The following is a 15,995-nucleotide window of genomic DNA, read 5'->3' on the forward strand; positions in this document are numbered from 1 at the left end:
GTTTCCTTGTTTTTCGTCGGCGGCTTATGCGGTCGTGATCGGCACGAACTGGCGGGTGTCCACCTTGGCCTCCTGCAGCTCGAACCACGGATCGGGTTCGCCGTCGAGCGCGGCTTGCAGCTGGGCCCACAGGGACTGGCGCAAGGGCGCGTCTTCCAGGATTTTTTTCTTCACATAGTCCAGGCCCACACGGTTGATGTAGTGCACCGTGCGCTCCAGGTACCAGCCTTCTTCGCGGTACAGCTGCATGAAGGCGCCGGTGTATTCCAGCACTTCTTCGGCGGTCTTGAGCTTGGTAAAAAAGTGGGCTACTTCGGTCTTGATGCCGCCGTTGCCGCCCACATACATCTCCCAGCCCGAGTCCACACCGATGATGCCCACGTCCTTGATGCCGGCTTCGGCGCAGTTGCGCGGGCAGCCCGACACGGCGAACTTCACTTTGTGCGGCGCGTACATGCGCCACATGGCTTTTTCGAGGTCTTTGCCCATCTGCGTGCTGTCTTGCGTGCCCATGCGGCACCACTCGCTGCCCACACAAGTTTTGACCGTGCGCAGGGCTTTGGCATAAGCGTGGCCGCAGGGCATGCCGATGTCTTTCCAGACATCGACCAAGTCCTCTTTTTTGACGCCCAGCAAATCGATGCGCTGGCCACCGGTGACTTTGACTGTGGGGATCTGGTATTTGTCCACCACATCGGCGATGCGGCGCAGCTCGGCGGCGGTGGTCTCGCCCGCCCACATGCGCGGGATCACGCTGTAGGTGCCGTCTTTCTGGATGTTGGCGTGGCTGCGTTCGTTGATGAAGCGGCTTTGCGGGTCGTCTTGCGCCTCTTTGGGCCAGGTGCTGATCAGGTAATAGTTGACCGCCGGGCGGCAGCTGGCGCAGCCGTTGGGCGTGCGCCAGTTCATGAACTTGAAGACGCCACCCACGGTGAGCAGTTTTTGCGCGCGGATGGTGTCGCGCACCGCCTGGTGACCGTGCTCGGTGCAGCCGCACATGGGCTTGAGCTTGGGCGTGGCTGAGTAGTCGCCACCAGCGGTGAACATCAAAATCTGTTCGACCAGCCCAGTGCACGAGCCGCAGCTGGCGCTGGCCTTGGTCTGCTTGCGCACCTCGTCAAGCGTGAACAGGCCCTTGTCCTTGATGGCCTTGCAGATTGCGCCTTTGGTCACGCCGTTGCAACCACACACTTCGTCGGTGTCGGCCATGGCGGCGGCTTTGCTTTGGCCCTGGTGGCCCACGTCGCCGATGTTGGATTCGCCAAACATCAGTTTCTCGCGGATGTCGGCCACGCTGCGACCATCGCGCAGCAGCTTGAAATACCAGCTGCCGTCCACCGTGTCGCCATACAGGCACGCGCCCACCAGCTGGTCGCCCCTGAGCACCAGTTTTTTGTAGACGCCGCCAGCCGGATCGCTCATCACGATTTCTTCGCAGTCTTCGTCCTCTGGACGTCCCGAAGCCTTGCCCATGAAGTCGCCTGCGCTGAACAGGTCAATGCCGGTGACCTTGAGTTTGGTTGAGGTTTGCGAGCCCAGATAGCGGCCAATGCCGAATTCGGCCAAGTGGTTGGCCAGCACTTTGCCTTGTTCAAACAACGGGGCTACAAGACCGTAGGCAATGCCCCGGTGCGCCGCGCATTCGCCCACGGCCCAGATGCGTGGGTCGGTCACGGTTTGCAGGGTGTCGCTGACCACGATGCCACGGTTCACATGCAGGCCCATGCTTTCGGCCAGCGCGGTGTTGGGGCGGATGCCCACGGCCATCACGACCAAGTCGGCCGTCACATGGCTGCCATCCTTGAATTCGACTTGGCTCACGCGGCCACTGTCGTTGCCGACCAGTGCCGCCGTTTGGGCGCTCATGCGGAACTGCATGCCACGCGCTTCAAGCGACGCTTGAAGCATCTGCGCGGCCACCTTGTCGAGTTGGCGCTCCATCAGCCAGTCGCCCACATGCACCACCGTCACTTGCATGCCGCGCTTCATCAAGCCATTGGCTGCTTCGAGGCCCAGCAGGCCACCACCAATAACCACCGCGTGCTTGAACTGCGCAGCGGCGTCGATCATGGCCTGCGTGTCGGCGATGTCGCGATACGCCAGCACGCCTTGCAGGTCTTTGCCGGGCAAGGGCAAGATGAAAGGGTTGGAGCCGGTGGCGATCACCAGGCGGTCGTAAGGGGTTGAGACGGTTTCGCCTGCGTCGTTTTGCGCGATGACCACGCGCTTGACGCGGTCGACCTGCGTGACTTTGCAGCCTGCGTGCAAGGTGATGTTGTTGTCGGTGTACCAAGCCCAGTCATTGAGCACGATCTCTTCGAGCGTTTGTTCACCGGCCAGCACAGGCGACAGCAGGATGCGGTTGTAGTTGGGGTGCGGCTCGGCACCGAACACGGTGATGTCGTACAGCTCGGGCGCGAGCTTCAGCAGTTCTTCGATGGCTCGGACCCCGGCCATGCCGTTGCCGACCATGACCAGTTTCATTTTTTCTCTGGCACCGGATGTGAATGGGGTACGCATGTCCATGGTGTTCTTTCAGTCAGTTGAGGGCAAAGCAGGTCTTCGCCGGGTCTGTCTCACAAGGTTTCAAGCTGTCTTTTCCACATGCGCCTGGCGCGTGTAGAGGAAGTCGATGACCGCTTTGCGGTAACGCTGGTACTCGGCGCTTTCGGCCAGTTCCACGCGCTGGCGCGGACGTGGAAGATCCACACTCAGCACCTCGCCAATCGTCGCGGCGGGGCCGTTGGTCATCATCACAATCTTGTCGGACAGCAGCACGGCTTCGTCCACGTCGTGTGTGACCATGACCACCGTGCTTTGGGTGCGCGCCACGATCTCCAGCAGTTCGTCTTGCAGCTTGGCTCGGGTCAGCGCGTCGAGTGCGCCAAAGGGTTCGTCCATCAACAACACTTTCGGCTCCATGGCCAGAGCGCGGGCAATGCCCACGCGTTGCTTCATGCCGCCTGAGATTTCGCCGGGGCGCTTTTGCGCGGCGTGGGTGAGGCCCACCATGGCCAGCGCCGCGTCGGTGCGCGCGCGCAACTGGGCCTTGTTTTCGGTCGCACCAAACACGCGTTCGATGCCCAGGTGCACATTGTCAAAGCAGGTGAGCCAGGGCAGCAGTGAATGGTTCTGGAACACCACCGCTCGCTCGGGGCCGGGGCCCGCGATCTCGCGGTTGGCGCACAGCAGCACACCGGCTGTGGGGGTAGTCAAGCCGGCGATCAGGTTGAGCAGGGTGGACTTGCCGCAACCCGAATGACCGATCAGGGCCACGAACTCGCCCTTGGCGATGTCCAGGTGGATGTCACGCAGCGCCGGGAACAAACCTTTGTTGGTTTTGAAGGTCTGCTCGACGCTCTGGATCTGGATGTACTTGCTGTCGTTGTTCATGATTTGACATCCTCAAAGGTGAAGGCGGTGGCGATTCGGATCAGGGCGAATTCGAGAATCAGACCCACGCCGCCAATCACAAAAATCGCGATGATGATGTTCTTGACGTTCAGGTTGTTCCATTCGTCCCACACCCAAAAGCCGATGCCGACACCGCCTGTGAGCATTTCGGCGGCCACGATCACGAGCCATGCTGTGCCCACGGCCAGACGCACGCCGGTCAGCATGTAAGGCAGTACCGCAGGGAAGAGGATGGTGGTGGCGATCTTCCATTCCGACAGGTTGAGCACCCGCGCCACGTTCAGGTAGTCCTGCGGCACGCGCTGAACACCGACGGCGGTGTTGATGATCATGGGCCAGATGGAGCAGATGAAGATGGTCCAGATGGCGGCCGGGTTGGCGCCCTTGAACACCAACAACCCGATCGGCAACCAAGCCAACGGCGACACCGGGCGCAGCAGACTGATGAGCGGGTTGAACATGCGCGAGAGAAAGGTAAATCGCCCGATGACAAACCCAGCCGGAATGCCCACCAACGCCGCCAAGCCAAAACCCACGGCCACGCGCTCGAGCGACATCAGCACATTCCAGCCCACGCCTTGGTCGTTGGGGCCTTTGCGGTAGAACGGGTCGCTGAAGATGTCAATGGCCTGCACACCCGTTTCGTAAGGGCTGGGAATGCTGCCCTTGGTCGTGATGGACACCAGGGCCCACAACCCGATCAAGAGGCCGAAGCCCATGAGCGGCGGCAAGACCGCCATCCAGAAGTTGTGCCACTGGCGTGCACGTTGCATGTGCGCAGCTGCAGTGGCAGCGGCATTCGCTACTTGCGCGGCGGTGAGAGGCGCGACCGGTGCTGACACGGTTTTGCCTCCGGTGGGTGAATGGAAAACGGCGCTGACCATGGTGTTTTCCTTCACGCTTTGATTTTGAAACCGTCGGCGTATTTCATGGGGTCTTTGCCATCCCAGACCACACCGTCGATCAGCTTGTGGCTGCGCATGTCACTCTTGGGCACCGGGGCCTTGGCCGCCGTGGCGGCTTGTTTGTAGATGGCGATCTGGTTGATCTGTTTGGCCACACCCAGGTAGTCGGGGTGGTCCTTGAGCAAGCCCCAGCGTTTGTGCTGGGTCATGAACCACATGCCGTCAGACAGATAGGGGAAGGTCACCGCGCCATCGTTGTAGAACTTCATGTGGTTGGCGTCATCCCAGGTTTTTCCCATGCCGTTTTGGTAACGGCCCAAAATGCGCTGGTTGATCGCGTCCACCCCCGTGTTCACATACGATTTGTCAGCCACGGTCTCAGCCATCTTGAGTTTGTTTTGCAAACTGGCGTCGATCCACTGACCCGCTTCAATGATGGCGGCCGTCACGGCACGGGCGGTGTTGGGGTATTTCTTGACGAAGTCGGCAGTGGTGCCCAGCACTTTTTCAGGGTGGTCCTTCCAGATGTCCTGGGTGGTGGTGGCTGTCACCCCGATGCCGTCCATGATGGCGCGGTGGTTCCAGGGCTCGCCCACGCAAAAACCGTCCATGTTGCCCACGCGCATATTGGCCACCATCTGCGGCGGCGGTACGGTGATGACTTTGGCGTCTTTCATCGGGTTGATGCCATAAGACGCCAGCCAGTAGTAAAGCCACATGGCGTGTGTGCCCGTCGGGAAGGTCTGGGCAAAGGTGTATTCACGCTTGTCGCTTTGCATCAGCTTGGCCAGGCCTGCGCCGTCCACCGCGCCTTTGTCGGCCAGCTTTTTGGACAGCGTGATGGCCTGTCCGTTGTGGTTGAGCGTCATCAGCACAGCCATGTCCTTCTTGGGGCCAGACAGCCCCAAGTGCACCCCATAGACCAGTCCATAGAGCACATGGGCAAAGTCCAGTTCGCCGTTGACCAGCTTGTCGCGCACGCCGGCCCAACTGGCTTCTTTGCTCAGCACGAATTTCACGCCGTGCTTGACATCCAAGCCCAGCACCGAGGCCATGACGACGCTGGCGCAGTCGGTCAGGGGAATAAAGCCGATCTTGACTTCTTTTTTCTCGGGGGCATCCGAGCCTGCGGCGTAAACCACAGCACGCAGCGCGGGCGAAATGCCGGCTGCGCCCACGGCTGCGGCCTGCAACACGTTGCGGCGGGTCAAACTGTTTTTGAGAAGGTCGGTCATGGCGAAACTCCTGGTGCGGTTTTGAAAAACAAAAAAGGCGTCCTCATGTCGCTCACGCCTGCAGTGCAGGGCGTGAAAGCATGGGGACGCCTTTGTCCGGTGTGGGTTCACCCGCCATTGGGTGATCTCACGGTTGACCTTCTTTGGTCTTGCTTCAGGTATTGCAAGCCACGTGCCAGGGTTTTCCTGGATTGAATGCCCTGAAATCCCCTGGTTTGGGGGGTCGGGCACCTTTAGGGTGCGATGGCGCGCACCTGCCTGGTGCGCCAGGGCGTTCAGCCCAGCAATTCAGCCATTTCAACCATCTGCTGCGCCATGTCAACCAGTTTCATGCCTTTGTTCATGGCTGCTTTGCGCAGGCGGGCGTAGGCGTCTTGTTCGCTCAAGCCTTGACGCTGCATCAACAGACCCTTGGCGCGGTCGATCAGTTTGCGGTCTTGCAACTCGCCACGGGCGTTGTCCAGCTCGGCCAGCAGGGCCTGCTCGTGTTTGAAACGGGCCATCGCCACCGTCAGGATGGGGTGGATGCGCTCAGGGGCCAGACCCGCCACGATGTAGGCCGTCACACCTGCGGCCACGGCCTCGTTCATCGGCCGCGTGTCGCTGTCATTGGTGAACATCACGATGGGGCGGCGCTCGTCGCGTGTGGCCATGACCACATGCTCCAGCGCATCGCGGGCATCGCTCTCGGCGTCCACGATGACCATGTCGGCCTGCAGCTGGGCCAGGCGCTCGGTCAGAAACACATCGGCGGGCAGGGTGGCCACCAGGTTGTAGCCCGCTTCGAGCAGGCCAATGCGCAACAGGCGCGAGCGCTCCTCAATGGCTTGCGCCTGCGCATCGCCCTCGGCGACCAGGGCGGGGTCGGAAATGATGACGACGATTCTCAAGGCTTCTTGCATGCAGGGTGTCATGCAAGAAGCGCGCCGGAGCGCCCAATTTCAGGCCGGGGCCATGCCGTGCTGGCGTTTGAGCGCATCGCACGCCGTCGACTGCCAAAAGGCCAGCAGCGCACGCATGGTGTCTTGTTGGGCGCAGGTGTTGGCCACGCTGCCCGAAAACGTGGTGATGATCTCCACCGCTGGGGGCAGGCCGCCCACAATGCTGATGCCTGGCACGCCCAGCATTTCGCTCAGCTGTTGAAAGCCCAGCGCCACTTGGCCTTGGGCCACCAGCGAGCCCACCGGCACACCGGGTTTGGCTTGCACGGTGCGGGGTGCGATGATTTCGGCGATGCCCCAGACCTCAAATTGTTTGGCCAGTTGCACGCCGCTGGGGCCGGTTGAATAGCCCAGCGTGGGCGCGGCCAACACGGCGGCCTTGAGCGCGGCCTCGGTCGAGATGTCGGGCACGGGCTGACCGGCTGGCACGGCCACCGCCACGCCCGAGCGCACCAGGTTGGCACGGCTGCCGGCCAGCACATGGCCGCTGGCGATCAGCTTGTCGATGGCGTCGCTGGCCAACACCACCCCGTCAAAGGCTTCGCCCGCTTGCACGCGTTTGGCCGCGTCCACCCCGCCCACCGACTCAACGAGCACCTGCACATCAGGCATTTGTGCCTTGTACAGCGCCACCAGATCGGCCAGCAGCGGTTTTGTGGCCATGGAGGAAATCAGTCGGAGTGTGGTCATGGTGTGGGCTTTGCAATGCAGAGGGTTGTGGCCGCGACGCTCTTATTGCGATGGATTGCGGACTTACGCGACGCTGCCGTCGCTCTTGCCCAGATTATGGCCAAGGGCAGGGCCAGCGCCCGTGCCCCGCTTAAACTACCTGTTATGCGAATTTTGGGTATCGAATCATCTTGCGACGAGACCGGCGTGGCTCTGGTGCAGACCACGGGCGAGGCCTTGCCGCGCCTTTTGTCTCACGCGCTTTACAGCCAGATCGACATGCACCAGGCCTATGGCGGTGTGGTGCCCGAGCTGGCCAGCCGCGACCACATCCGCCGCGTGCTGCCGCTCACGCGCCAGGTCTTGGCCGAGGCGGGTGCCACATTGGCCGACATCGATGTGGTGGCCTATACACGCGGCCCAGGTTTGGCCGGGGCGCTGTTGGTGGGCTCGGGCGTGGCCTGCGCACTGGCCGCGTCTTTGGGCAAGCCGGTGCTGGGTGTGCACCATCTCGAAGGACATTTGCTCTCGCCGTTTTTGAGTGCCGACCCGCCCGAATTCCCCTTCATCGCCTTGCTGGTGTCGGGCGGTCACACGCAATTGATGCGGGTCGATGGCGTGGGCCGATACGCGCTCTTGGGTGAAACCATTGACGATGCCGCGGGCGAGGCCTTTGACAAATCGGCCAAGCTCATGGGTTTGCCGTACCCCGGCGGCCCGGGGCTGTCGCGCTTGGCCGAGCAGGGCAACCCGGCGGCCTACAAACTGCCGCGTCCGCTGCTGCACAGTGGCGATCTGGATTTTTCATTTGCGGGCCTCAAGACCGCTGTGCTCACGCAAAGCCAAAAAATTGGCCCAGCTGCCCACACCGAGGGCACCACCGAGCGGGCCGACTTGGCCGCATCCACGCAAGCGGCGATTGTGGAAGTGCTGGTCAAAAAATCCATGAACGCCCTCAAAACCAGCGGCATGAAACGCCTGGTGGTGGCCGGTGGCGTGGGGGCCAACCGCGAACTGCGGGCGCAACTGAACGCCGCCTGTGCCAAAGCCCAAGTGCGCGTGCACTACCCCGAGCTGCACCTGTGCACCGACAACGGCGCCATGATCGCCATGGCAGCGGCCATGCGCTTGCAAGCCGGAGCGCAGCAAGCCGAGGCCCGTTACAGCTTTGATGTCAAGCCGCGCTGGCCACTGCACGAACTCGCTTGAGTCCACGTCCGAGTTACACGCGCTTTGCAACACGGCCCAGTTGCACGCCAAGTGCAAGACCTTGGGCAAAACCTTGGGCAAAACCTTGGGCAACGCTGGGCAAGTTGGATGGGCCCAGTCTGACCCGTTACACTGCGCACTTTTTAAGTACCACTCGGCCTTGCGGCGGGTTCTGTTTTTWATATGCGTTTCACCCTCGTGTCTTCTCGCCGCGCCCTCGTGTCTTTGGCCGCTGTTCTTTGCTTGGCGCCCGCTTGGGCGCAGTCGCCCGCCCCCATCAAACTCGCCTTGATCGAAGGCCTGAGCGGGCCATTTGGCAACACGGGTGAGGCCGTGGTGCGCAACATCGCTTGGGCGGTGGAGCGGGTCAACGCACGCGGTGGCGTCAAAACCCCGCAAGGCCCACTGCCCATGGTGCTGGAGCGCTACGACAGCAAAGGTCAAAGCGAAGAAGCTTTGTCGGCACTAAAGTCGGCCATCGACGATGGGGCGCAGGTGGTGTTGCAAGGCAACTCCTCGGCCAATGCCGCGGCCTTGATCGATGCCATCAACAAACACAACGACCGCGAACCGGCCAAGCGCGTGCTGTTTTTGAACTACTCCGCAGTCGATCCGATCTTGACGAACGAAAAGTGCAGCTTTTGGCATTTCCGTTTTGACGCCCACGCCGATATGCGCATGACCGCGTTGATGCAAGTCTTGCGCGAAGACAAAAAAGTCCAGTCGGTTTATCTGATTGGCCAAGACTACAGCTTTGGCCAAGCCGTGCTGCGTGAAGCCAAGCGCCAACTGGCTGACAAACGCCCCGATGTGAAAGTGGTGGGTGACGAGCTGCACCCCATGGGCCGCGTGAAAGACTTTTTGCCTTACGCCGCCAAAATCAAGGCCAGCGGCGCCCAAGCGGTCATCACTGGTAACTGGGGCAATGACCTGACGCTCTTGGTCAAAGCTGCCCGTGAGGCAGGCTACGAAGGCAAGTTCTACACCTTTTATGGCAATGCCCTTGGCGCTCCTGCGGCCTTGGGCGATGCGGGTTTGGACCGCGTGATCGCTGTGGCTGACTGGCTGCCCAATGTGCCGGGCAAGGCCAGTGAGGCGTTTTACCAATCGTTCCGCCAGCGTTTCACCAAACCATCCGAAGATTACGTTCATGTGCGCATGCAACTCATGGTCGAGGCTTTGGCCCAAGCGGTCGAAAAAGCCGGCAGCACCGAGCCCGTGGCGGTGGCGCTGGCCCTTGAAAAAGCCCGCGTCAGCATGGCCGGGCAAACCGGCTTCATGCGCGCCGAAGATCACCAGTTCCAGCAGCCCTTGGCGGTGGGTGTGATGCAACGCCAGGGTGCGCCGGGCGTGCCTTTTGATGTGGAGGGCTCGGGCTACGGCTTCAAGGTGGTGCGCCAGCTCAAGGCCGAGCAGGCCCAGTTGCCCAGCAGCTGCAAGATGGTGCGCCCAGGCTGATGGACTCTGCGCGCCGCCGCCGTCGCGCCGACTTTGAAGACAGCCGCGTCTTCGAATACCCGCAGCACCTGCGCCAAGCCATCGAAGACGCCCCCACTGGTGCGGGCGTTTACACCTTTCATGGCCAAGAGGGCGATTTGCCGCTGTACATCGGCAAAAGCATCAACATCCGGGCCCGTTTGCTGTCGCACCTGCGCACGGCCGAAGAGGCCCGCATGCTGCGCCAAACCCAGCGCATCAGTCACATCCGCACGGCGGGCGAGATCGGGGCGCTGCTGCTCGAAGCGCAAATGATCAAGGCCCAACATCCGCTGTTCAACCAAAAACTGCGCCGCAACCAACAACTGTGCAGTCTGCAAATGGTGGGCGGCGTGCCGCAAGTGGTCTATGCCCGAGACATTGACTTCGCCACCCAGCCCGATTTGCACGGCTTGTTTGCCAGTCGCCACGCCGCACTCGATGCGCTGCGGGCCATGGCCGACCAGCACAAACTTTGCTACGGTCCCTTGGGCCTCGAAAAGCTGTCCCCCGGCAAAGCCTGTTTCAGGGCTGCGATCCGCCAATGCGCGGGCGTGTGCCGGGGTGACGAAAGCCCCGAAGCACACCGTGAGCGGCTGTTCAGCAGCTTGCTGGCACTGCGTGTGGCATGCTGGCCCTTTGCTGGCGCGGTGGGCCTGGTTGAGCGCGATGCCGACCTGGTGCAAATCCATGTGGTTAACCACTGGTGCTATTTGGGCAGCGCAGCCACGGTCGAAGAGGCCCGCCGCCTGAGCACCGTGGCCGCAGGATTTGACGCCGATGGCTACAAAATTTTGTGTCGCCCCTTGCTCACGCAGAGCGTGCAAGTGCAAGCCTTGTAACGACCTAAATTGGCTGGACGTTGTCCGCGCAAGGCGCACTTGTGCAGTGGCCCTTACATCAGGGCGGGTATTGGAAATGCTGACATCTCTGCGCTGCTAGACTCAGCGCCTACAAAAAATCCAACGCAGACATGCCCCACGATTCGCCCATCGACATCGTTTACTTGTGGGTTGACGGGAACGATTCGAACTGGCGCGCTAAACGCCAAGCGGCCCTGCAGCAACTCCCCAGCGATTCCAGCGCCGCCATGGCCCGCTACAGCAATGTGGAAGGGCGTTTTCGGGACAACCACGAGTTGCGTTACAGCCTGCGTGCGTTGGAAAAGTTCTTCCCCCATCATGGGCATGTGTACATCGTCACCGACGCCCAGGCCCCCGACTGGCTGCGCTCATCGGACCGACTGACCTTGGTCGACCACCGCGACCTGATGCCCGAGGCGTCTTTGCCCACTTTTGATTCTGGGCACATCGAGTCCTGGATTCACCACATCCCCGATTTGTCCGAGCGCTACTTCTACCTCAACGACGATGTGTTCTTTGGTGCCCCGGTGACGGTGGCCGACTGGTTCCGCCCCGGGGGCTTTCATGTGACGTGGTCCGACGACCCCGAAGTCACCGACGAAGCCATGCGCATGGACGCCACTTCGCTCGAAAATGCGTGTCGCCTGTCCATCCAGTGGCTCACCGACAAAGCCCGCTTGGGGGCAGCTGCGCTGCGCGAGCAAGACCCTTTGTACCAAAGCACCTTCCGCACCTTTGCGCATTCGCCTCGGCCCATGCTGAAGTCGATTTTGCTGGAGCTGGAGGACACCGCGCCCGAGTTGTTTGCCGCTGTGCGCTCGACCGTGTTTCGCAGCTGGGACAAGCCCACCATCGTGTCAGACTTTGTGTTGCGCTGGGCTTTGGCGCATGGCGTGGCCAGCATCCGGCCCTACCGCCACCGTTATGTTTCTACGGGCGAAGCCGATCAAAACGCGCAATTGCAAGCCTTGGTGGCCGAGTTCGGTGCCCTAGATTTCTTTTGCATCAACGACACCACCGACGATGCACACACCAATGACCCGCGTTTGCAGAATGTACTGACGGTGCTGCAGGGCATGTTGCCTGTGCCTTCGGGGTTTGAAAACGCGTCAGTCAGCGAGACTGCAACAGCGCCGCAAATGCATGTGCAAGGGCATTTGCAAAAGTGCCATCCGCTTGATGCGGCCAAGGCACTTGTGGTTCAAAAAAGGGCCTGAGCGCGAATGAACTTAAATGTGGGCGGATGCGCGTGCGTTCAGCCAAGTTTGCAGATGAGCGATCACGCCATCGGCAAAACGCTGGAAGACCGGTTCGGCCACAAAGCCCAGGTGGGGCGTCAGCAGCGCGTTGGGCAGGTCGCGCAGAGGTGAATTTGCGGGTAAAGGCTCAGTGTCAAACACGTCCAATGCGGCCAAGCCGGGACGGCCTTGCTTCAGTGCCTGCACCAAAGCTTCGCTGTCGATCAGTGCAGAACGTGATGTGTTGACCAGCAGGCAGTCGGGCCGCATTTGGGCCAGGCGCTCCGCGTTCAGCAGGTGCCGGGTCTTCTCAGACGGAACCAAGTGGAGGCTGACCACATGCGATGCTTGCAGCAAATGATCCAGACCCACCGACTGCACGCCGTGCACAGCGGCACGTTCAGGTGTCATGTTGGGGCTCCAGGTCAGCACATTCATGCCAAAGGCCAAACCAATTTTGGCCACCCGCGCGCCAATTTCGCCCAGTCCCACCAAGCCCAGTGTTTGGCCTTTCAGTACGTGTGCCAGTGGTTCGGGGCGAGTGCTGCGCCATTGGCCCGCACGCAAAACAGCTGCTTGCGCCAGCAGTTGCCGACGGGCCGCCAAAATCAAGGCCCATGTCATTTCGCAGGTGCTGTCTTTGGAGGGCCCCCACTCGGTGTGGCTGACAGGAATTTGGCGTGCTGACAGGGCTTCCAGATCGAGTGTGGTGTTGCGGGTGCCTGTGAAAATCAGGTATTTCAGGCGGGGCAGTTGGGCCAGCAGCTCCGCTGAAAAGGGCGTGCGATCGCGTACCAGGACCACCACGTCAGCGTCTTGAATGGCCTGCACCAGCGCAGGACCCTTCAAGGGGTAAGGGTGCACGGTCACGTCAGCTGCCGCATCGACGGTCTGCCAGTCACCCAAACGGCGAAGGGCCTGCTCGCTATCCCCCAGCAAAGCAATGCGTGGGCGCTGTGTTGAATGCGTGCAGGCCGTTGTGGTCATGGGGCTTTGGGCGTAGCCAATTGGACGATGGACTGCACATTCGCCGCGTTGCCAATCGCCCAGCAGGCGTTGATCAGCGCAGTGGTTTGTTCTTGTCCCAAAACCGGATCGCTCAGCCCGTGGAACTTGCCCTCGAGCAGTGCTTGTGTCATGGGGTTTTGCAGCGAGCCGATGGCGTGCTCCACAAACACGTGCACTTTGCTGCCATCGGTCAAGGTGGCCGTCACATCGGCGCTTGCTTCGTCGATGGAGTCGTCAACGGTTGCCACCACTTTGCGTCGCAAGGCCACCATGTCGTCGCGGGTCACGATGTGGTCAGAGAACTCTTCTTCGGCGGCGAAACCAAAGGTCAAGCCCGCAGCGCAACCGTGGTAGACGCTGAATTTGGCTTGCAGTCCATCGACAGGTTCTTTTTTGCCAGTGAGTTCCAGCACCAAGGAGTGCACGCGCAGGTCAATGCGTTGCACTTGTTCTGGGCGCACGCCCTTGGCACGCAATTGGGCGCAAGCGTCGATGCTGGGGTGAATCACGATGCCGCAGGCAAAGGGCTTGTAGCTGTTGAACGAAATTTCAAAACGCTCACCTAACTCGTGCGTGATTTCACGCCAGTCGTTCTTGATTGAAACGGTTTGCATCATGCCGCGCGGCGCTTCAAGCGCTTTGGGGCTGGCCGTGAAACCTTGCTGAGCCATGAGTGCCGACATCAGGCCTGCACGCGCCGCTGCACCAGGGTGGAAGGGTTTGGTCATGGTGCCGAACTGCTCGCGCATGCCGATGGGCTGCGAAGCCGCGATGCCCAAAGCCATGGCGGTTTGCTGTTCATTCAGTTTGAGCAGGCGTGCGCAGGCAGCGGCTGCACCCAAGGTGCCCGTGGAACCGGTGATGTGCCAGCCCCGGTCGTAGTGGTCGGGGTACATGGCGTTGCCCACACGGCAAGCCACGTCGATGCCGATGACCAGCGCGTCGATCACTTCGCGGCCACTGTAATTCTGGTGTTCGGCCAAAGCCAAAATGGCCGAGGCCACAGGTCCTGCTGGATGGATGATGGTTTTGAGGTGGGTGTCGTCAAAATCAAAAGTGTGCGATGTGATGCCGTTGAGCAATGCAGCGCTGGCCATGTCCACCTTGGTGGCGCGGCCCAGTACGCTGGCTTGCGCAGCGGGTTGCAGCACTTGCACGGCGGCCAGCGCGGCATCTGCCGCCTCGTGGCCGGTAGCGCCCACGGCACACCCGAGCCAGTTCATGAAGGTGCGGTGTGCTTCTAAATCGACCTCGTCGCTCCAGCCCTTGGAGGGGTGTGTGGCCACAAATTTGGCCAAAATTTGGGTGACTGCAGGGGCGTTGTGGTCAGCGGTGACTTGGGTATTGCGTGCCATGGTGTTCAGTTGTCGAGTTGGATGTTGCGGGCTTTGGCGATGGTGGACCAGCGACCAATTTCGGCCTTGATGAAGGTGCCGAATTCTTCGGGTGACATGGTAATGGGCTCGATGGCTTCAACCGAGAGTTTGTCGCGCAAGTCTGGGCTTTTGAGCACCGTGGCCAAGGTGTCGTTGAGTTGCTTGACGATGGGCGCGGGCATGCCGGCAGGTCCGACCACGCCGTACCACTGCTGAGCGTCAAAGCCCTTGAACCCAGATTCGTCGAGCGTGGGGATGTCTTTGTATTGGGGGTGGCGTTTGGGGCCTGTGACCGCCAGTGCACGCACACGACCCGATTTCATGTGGGGAACGGCTGCCGCCAAGCCGGGAAACATGGCCTGGGTCTGGCCACCCATCAGGTCGGTGAAGGCCAATGCCACGCCTCGGTAGGGAATGTGCACCATGAAGGAGTTGATTTGTTGCTTGAACAGTTCCATGGTCAAGTGGGTCAACGAGCCTTGACCCGCAGAGCCATAGCTCAGACGTCCGGGGTTGGCTTTGACATAAGCCACAAATTCTTGCAGATTGCGCACAGGCAGTGAGGCGTTGACCACCAACACATTGGGGGTGGCGCCGATCATGCCGATGGGGGTGTGATCCTTGATCGGGTCATACGGCACTTTGCGTGTCGCAGGGCTGGTGCCATGGGTGGCGACATAGCCTTGCAGCAGGGTGTAGCCATCGGGGGCCGCGCGGGCGGCCGCTTGGCAGGCGATGACGCCGCCACCCCCCGCTTGGTTGTCCACAATGAAAGATTGTTTGAGCAAAGCGCCCCAACGCTCGGTGACGGTGCGGCCCACCATGTCACTGCCACCACCGGCCACGACCGGCACAATGTAGCGGATCGGCTTGTTGGGATAAGCCGCTTGCCCGTGGGCCAAAGCAGGAAGCAGGCTCAAGGCCGAGGCAGCTTGAAGCAGGTTGCGGCGTTTCATGGGGTGGTCTCCAATTGGGATGTTTCTTCGAGTCGAACAAAAGCGTCGTTGACGTGGCGCGCCATCAGTAACTCGGTCTGCGCATAGTCGCCTTGCCGCAAAGACCGAACAATGGTTTGGTGCTCGGCAATTGATGCCTTTCTGCCGCTGTTGCCGGAAAGATTTTTCAGGCGCGAAATGTGGAGTTTTTGCACGATGCCTCGGTAGATTTCGGTCATTTGCAAATTGCCAGCGGCCTCCACGATGGCCCAGTGAAAACGCAAGTTTTCAGCGTAATAACGGTTGGCATCGCTGCATTTCAGAGCCTCTTTCATGCTGCTGGTGCTGTTGACCAAAAACTTGACCAAGCCGTCTCGCTCTTTTTTGGGCAACTGCGCGGCGGTGCGTCCGGCAAAACCATCCAGCAGGGCCCGCAGTTGGTACAGGTCTCGCACTTCGACCATGCCCAATTGGCGAACAAACACACCAGAGTGTTTGCGTGAAATCACCACGCCAGAGCTTTCGAGTTCTCTCAGTGCTTCTCGAACGGGGACGCGAGAAACATTCAGCCGTGCGGCCACATCGGGCTCGTTGATGCGTTGGCCCGGCGTCAAGCTGCCATTGAGAATGCCAGCCAACACGTCATCGCGTACCAGCTTTGCCAAAGAAGTGGTGTGCGCGTCATGCGGCTGAACAGCCGGGTTTTCTGAAAGCCAGGGGAGCATG

Annotated in this window: 14 protein-coding genes; 4 read left to right on the plus strand and 10 right to left on the minus strand. The window is 60.9% G+C overall.

Going from position 1 to position 15,995, the window contains the following annotated elements:
* Nucleotides 1-24: 24 nt before the first annotated feature.
* The 6 genes from nirB to BN3544_RS02200 form a co-directional block, all read right to left on the minus strand.
* On the minus strand, nt 25-2,526 hold the full coding sequence (gene nirB / locus BN3544_RS02175; protein ID WP_050999058.1) for a nitrite reductase large subunit NirB: 2,502 nt from the start codon (nt 2,524-2,526) through the stop codon (nt 25-27).
* A 60-nt stretch (nt 2,527-2,586) separates the two neighbouring features.
* Entirely contained in the window at nt 2,587-3,393 is an 807-nt protein-coding gene (locus BN3544_RS02180; protein WP_019428528.1) for an ABC transporter ATP-binding protein, read from the minus strand.
* A complete protein-coding gene (gene ntrB / locus BN3544_RS02185; RefSeq protein WP_026036397.1) occupies nt 3,390-4,298 on the minus strand; it encodes a nitrate ABC transporter permease in 909 nt (302 codons plus the stop codon). The genes BN3544_RS02180 and ntrB overlap by 4 nt, the downstream gene beginning before the upstream one ends.
* 11 nt (nt 4,299-4,309) lie before the next feature.
* Entirely contained in the window at nt 4,310-5,554 is a 1,245-nt protein-coding gene (locus tag BN3544_RS02190) for a CmpA/NrtA family ABC transporter substrate-binding protein (RefSeq protein WP_019428530.1), read from the minus strand.
* 275 nt (nt 5,555-5,829) lie between these two features.
* Nucleotides 5,830-6,456, minus strand: a complete 627-nt coding sequence (locus BN3544_RS02195; RefSeq protein ID WP_026036398.1) for an ANTAR domain-containing response regulator — start codon at nt 6,454-6,456, stop codon at nt 5,830-5,832.
* Between the two features lie 39 nt (nt 6,457-6,495).
* Nucleotides 6,496-7,185 carry a substrate-binding domain-containing protein gene (locus BN3544_RS02200; protein ID WP_036074672.1) on the minus strand — a complete coding sequence of 230 codons (690 nt, stop codon included), beginning with the start codon at nt 7,183-7,185 and terminating at the stop codon, nt 6,496-6,498.
* Nucleotides 7,186-7,329: 144 nt separating this feature from the next.
* Between BN3544_RS02200 and tsaD the strand changes: the two genes are divergently transcribed.
* The 4 genes from tsaD (at nt 7,330) to BN3544_RS02220 (ending at nt 11,929) form a co-directional block, all read left to right on the plus strand.
* Nucleotides 7,330-8,373, plus strand: a complete 1,044-nt coding sequence (tsaD, locus tag BN3544_RS02205) for a tRNA (adenosine(37)-N6)-threonylcarbamoyltransferase complex transferase subunit TsaD (protein WP_019428533.1) — start codon at nt 7,330-7,332, stop codon at nt 8,371-8,373.
* 183 nt (nt 8,374-8,556) lie between these two features.
* The gene (locus BN3544_RS02210) at nt 8,557-9,831 is read left to right on the plus strand and encodes a branched-chain amino acid ABC transporter substrate-binding protein (protein WP_019428534.1); all 1,275 of its coding nucleotides are present in this window, start codon (nt 8,557-8,559) and stop codon (nt 9,829-9,831) included.
* Nucleotides 9,831-10,691, plus strand: coding sequence for an excinuclease Cho (gene cho, locus BN3544_RS02215; RefSeq protein ID WP_019428535.1), 861 nt, complete (start codon nt 9,831-9,833; stop codon nt 10,689-10,691). Before BN3544_RS02210 ends, cho begins: the two co-directional genes overlap by 1 nt.
* Nucleotides 10,692-10,822: 131 nt before the next feature.
* On the plus strand, nt 10,823-11,929 hold the full coding sequence (locus BN3544_RS02220) for a stealth family protein (protein WP_019428536.1): 1,107 nt from the start codon (nt 10,823-10,825) through the stop codon (nt 11,927-11,929).
* A gap of 12 nt (nt 11,930-11,941) precedes the next feature.
* On the opposite strand, the gene BN3544_RS02225 is transcribed toward BN3544_RS02220, so the two are convergent.
* From BN3544_RS02225 to BN3544_RS02240, 4 genes are read right to left on the minus strand one after another with little or no spacing between them, the layout of a single operon-like run.
* Nucleotides 11,942-12,937, minus strand: a complete 996-nt coding sequence (locus tag BN3544_RS02225; RefSeq protein ID WP_019428537.1) for a D-2-hydroxyacid dehydrogenase family protein — start codon at nt 12,935-12,937, stop codon at nt 11,942-11,944.
* Nucleotides 12,934-14,313, minus strand: a complete 1,380-nt coding sequence (locus BN3544_RS02230; protein WP_019428538.1) for an MmgE/PrpD family protein — start codon at nt 14,311-14,313, stop codon at nt 12,934-12,936. The genes BN3544_RS02225 and BN3544_RS02230 overlap by 4 nt, the downstream gene beginning before the upstream one ends.
* A gap of 5 nt (nt 14,314-14,318) precedes the next feature.
* Nucleotides 14,319-15,290, minus strand: a complete 972-nt coding sequence (locus BN3544_RS02235) for a Bug family tripartite tricarboxylate transporter substrate binding protein (protein WP_019428539.1) — start codon at nt 15,288-15,290, stop codon at nt 14,319-14,321.
* Nucleotides 15,287-15,994 (minus strand): GntR family transcriptional regulator, encoded by a 708-nt coding sequence (locus tag BN3544_RS02240; RefSeq protein ID WP_019428540.1) that lies wholly within the window; start codon nt 15,992-15,994, stop codon nt 15,287-15,289. The genes BN3544_RS02235 and BN3544_RS02240 overlap by 4 nt, the downstream gene beginning before the upstream one ends.
* Between the last annotated feature and the right edge of the window lies 1 nt (nt 15,995).

Source organism: Limnohabitans sp. Rim47 (assembly GCF_001517545.1).
Classification (GTDB): domain Bacteria; phylum Pseudomonadota; class Gammaproteobacteria; order Burkholderiales; family Burkholderiaceae_C; genus Limnohabitans_A.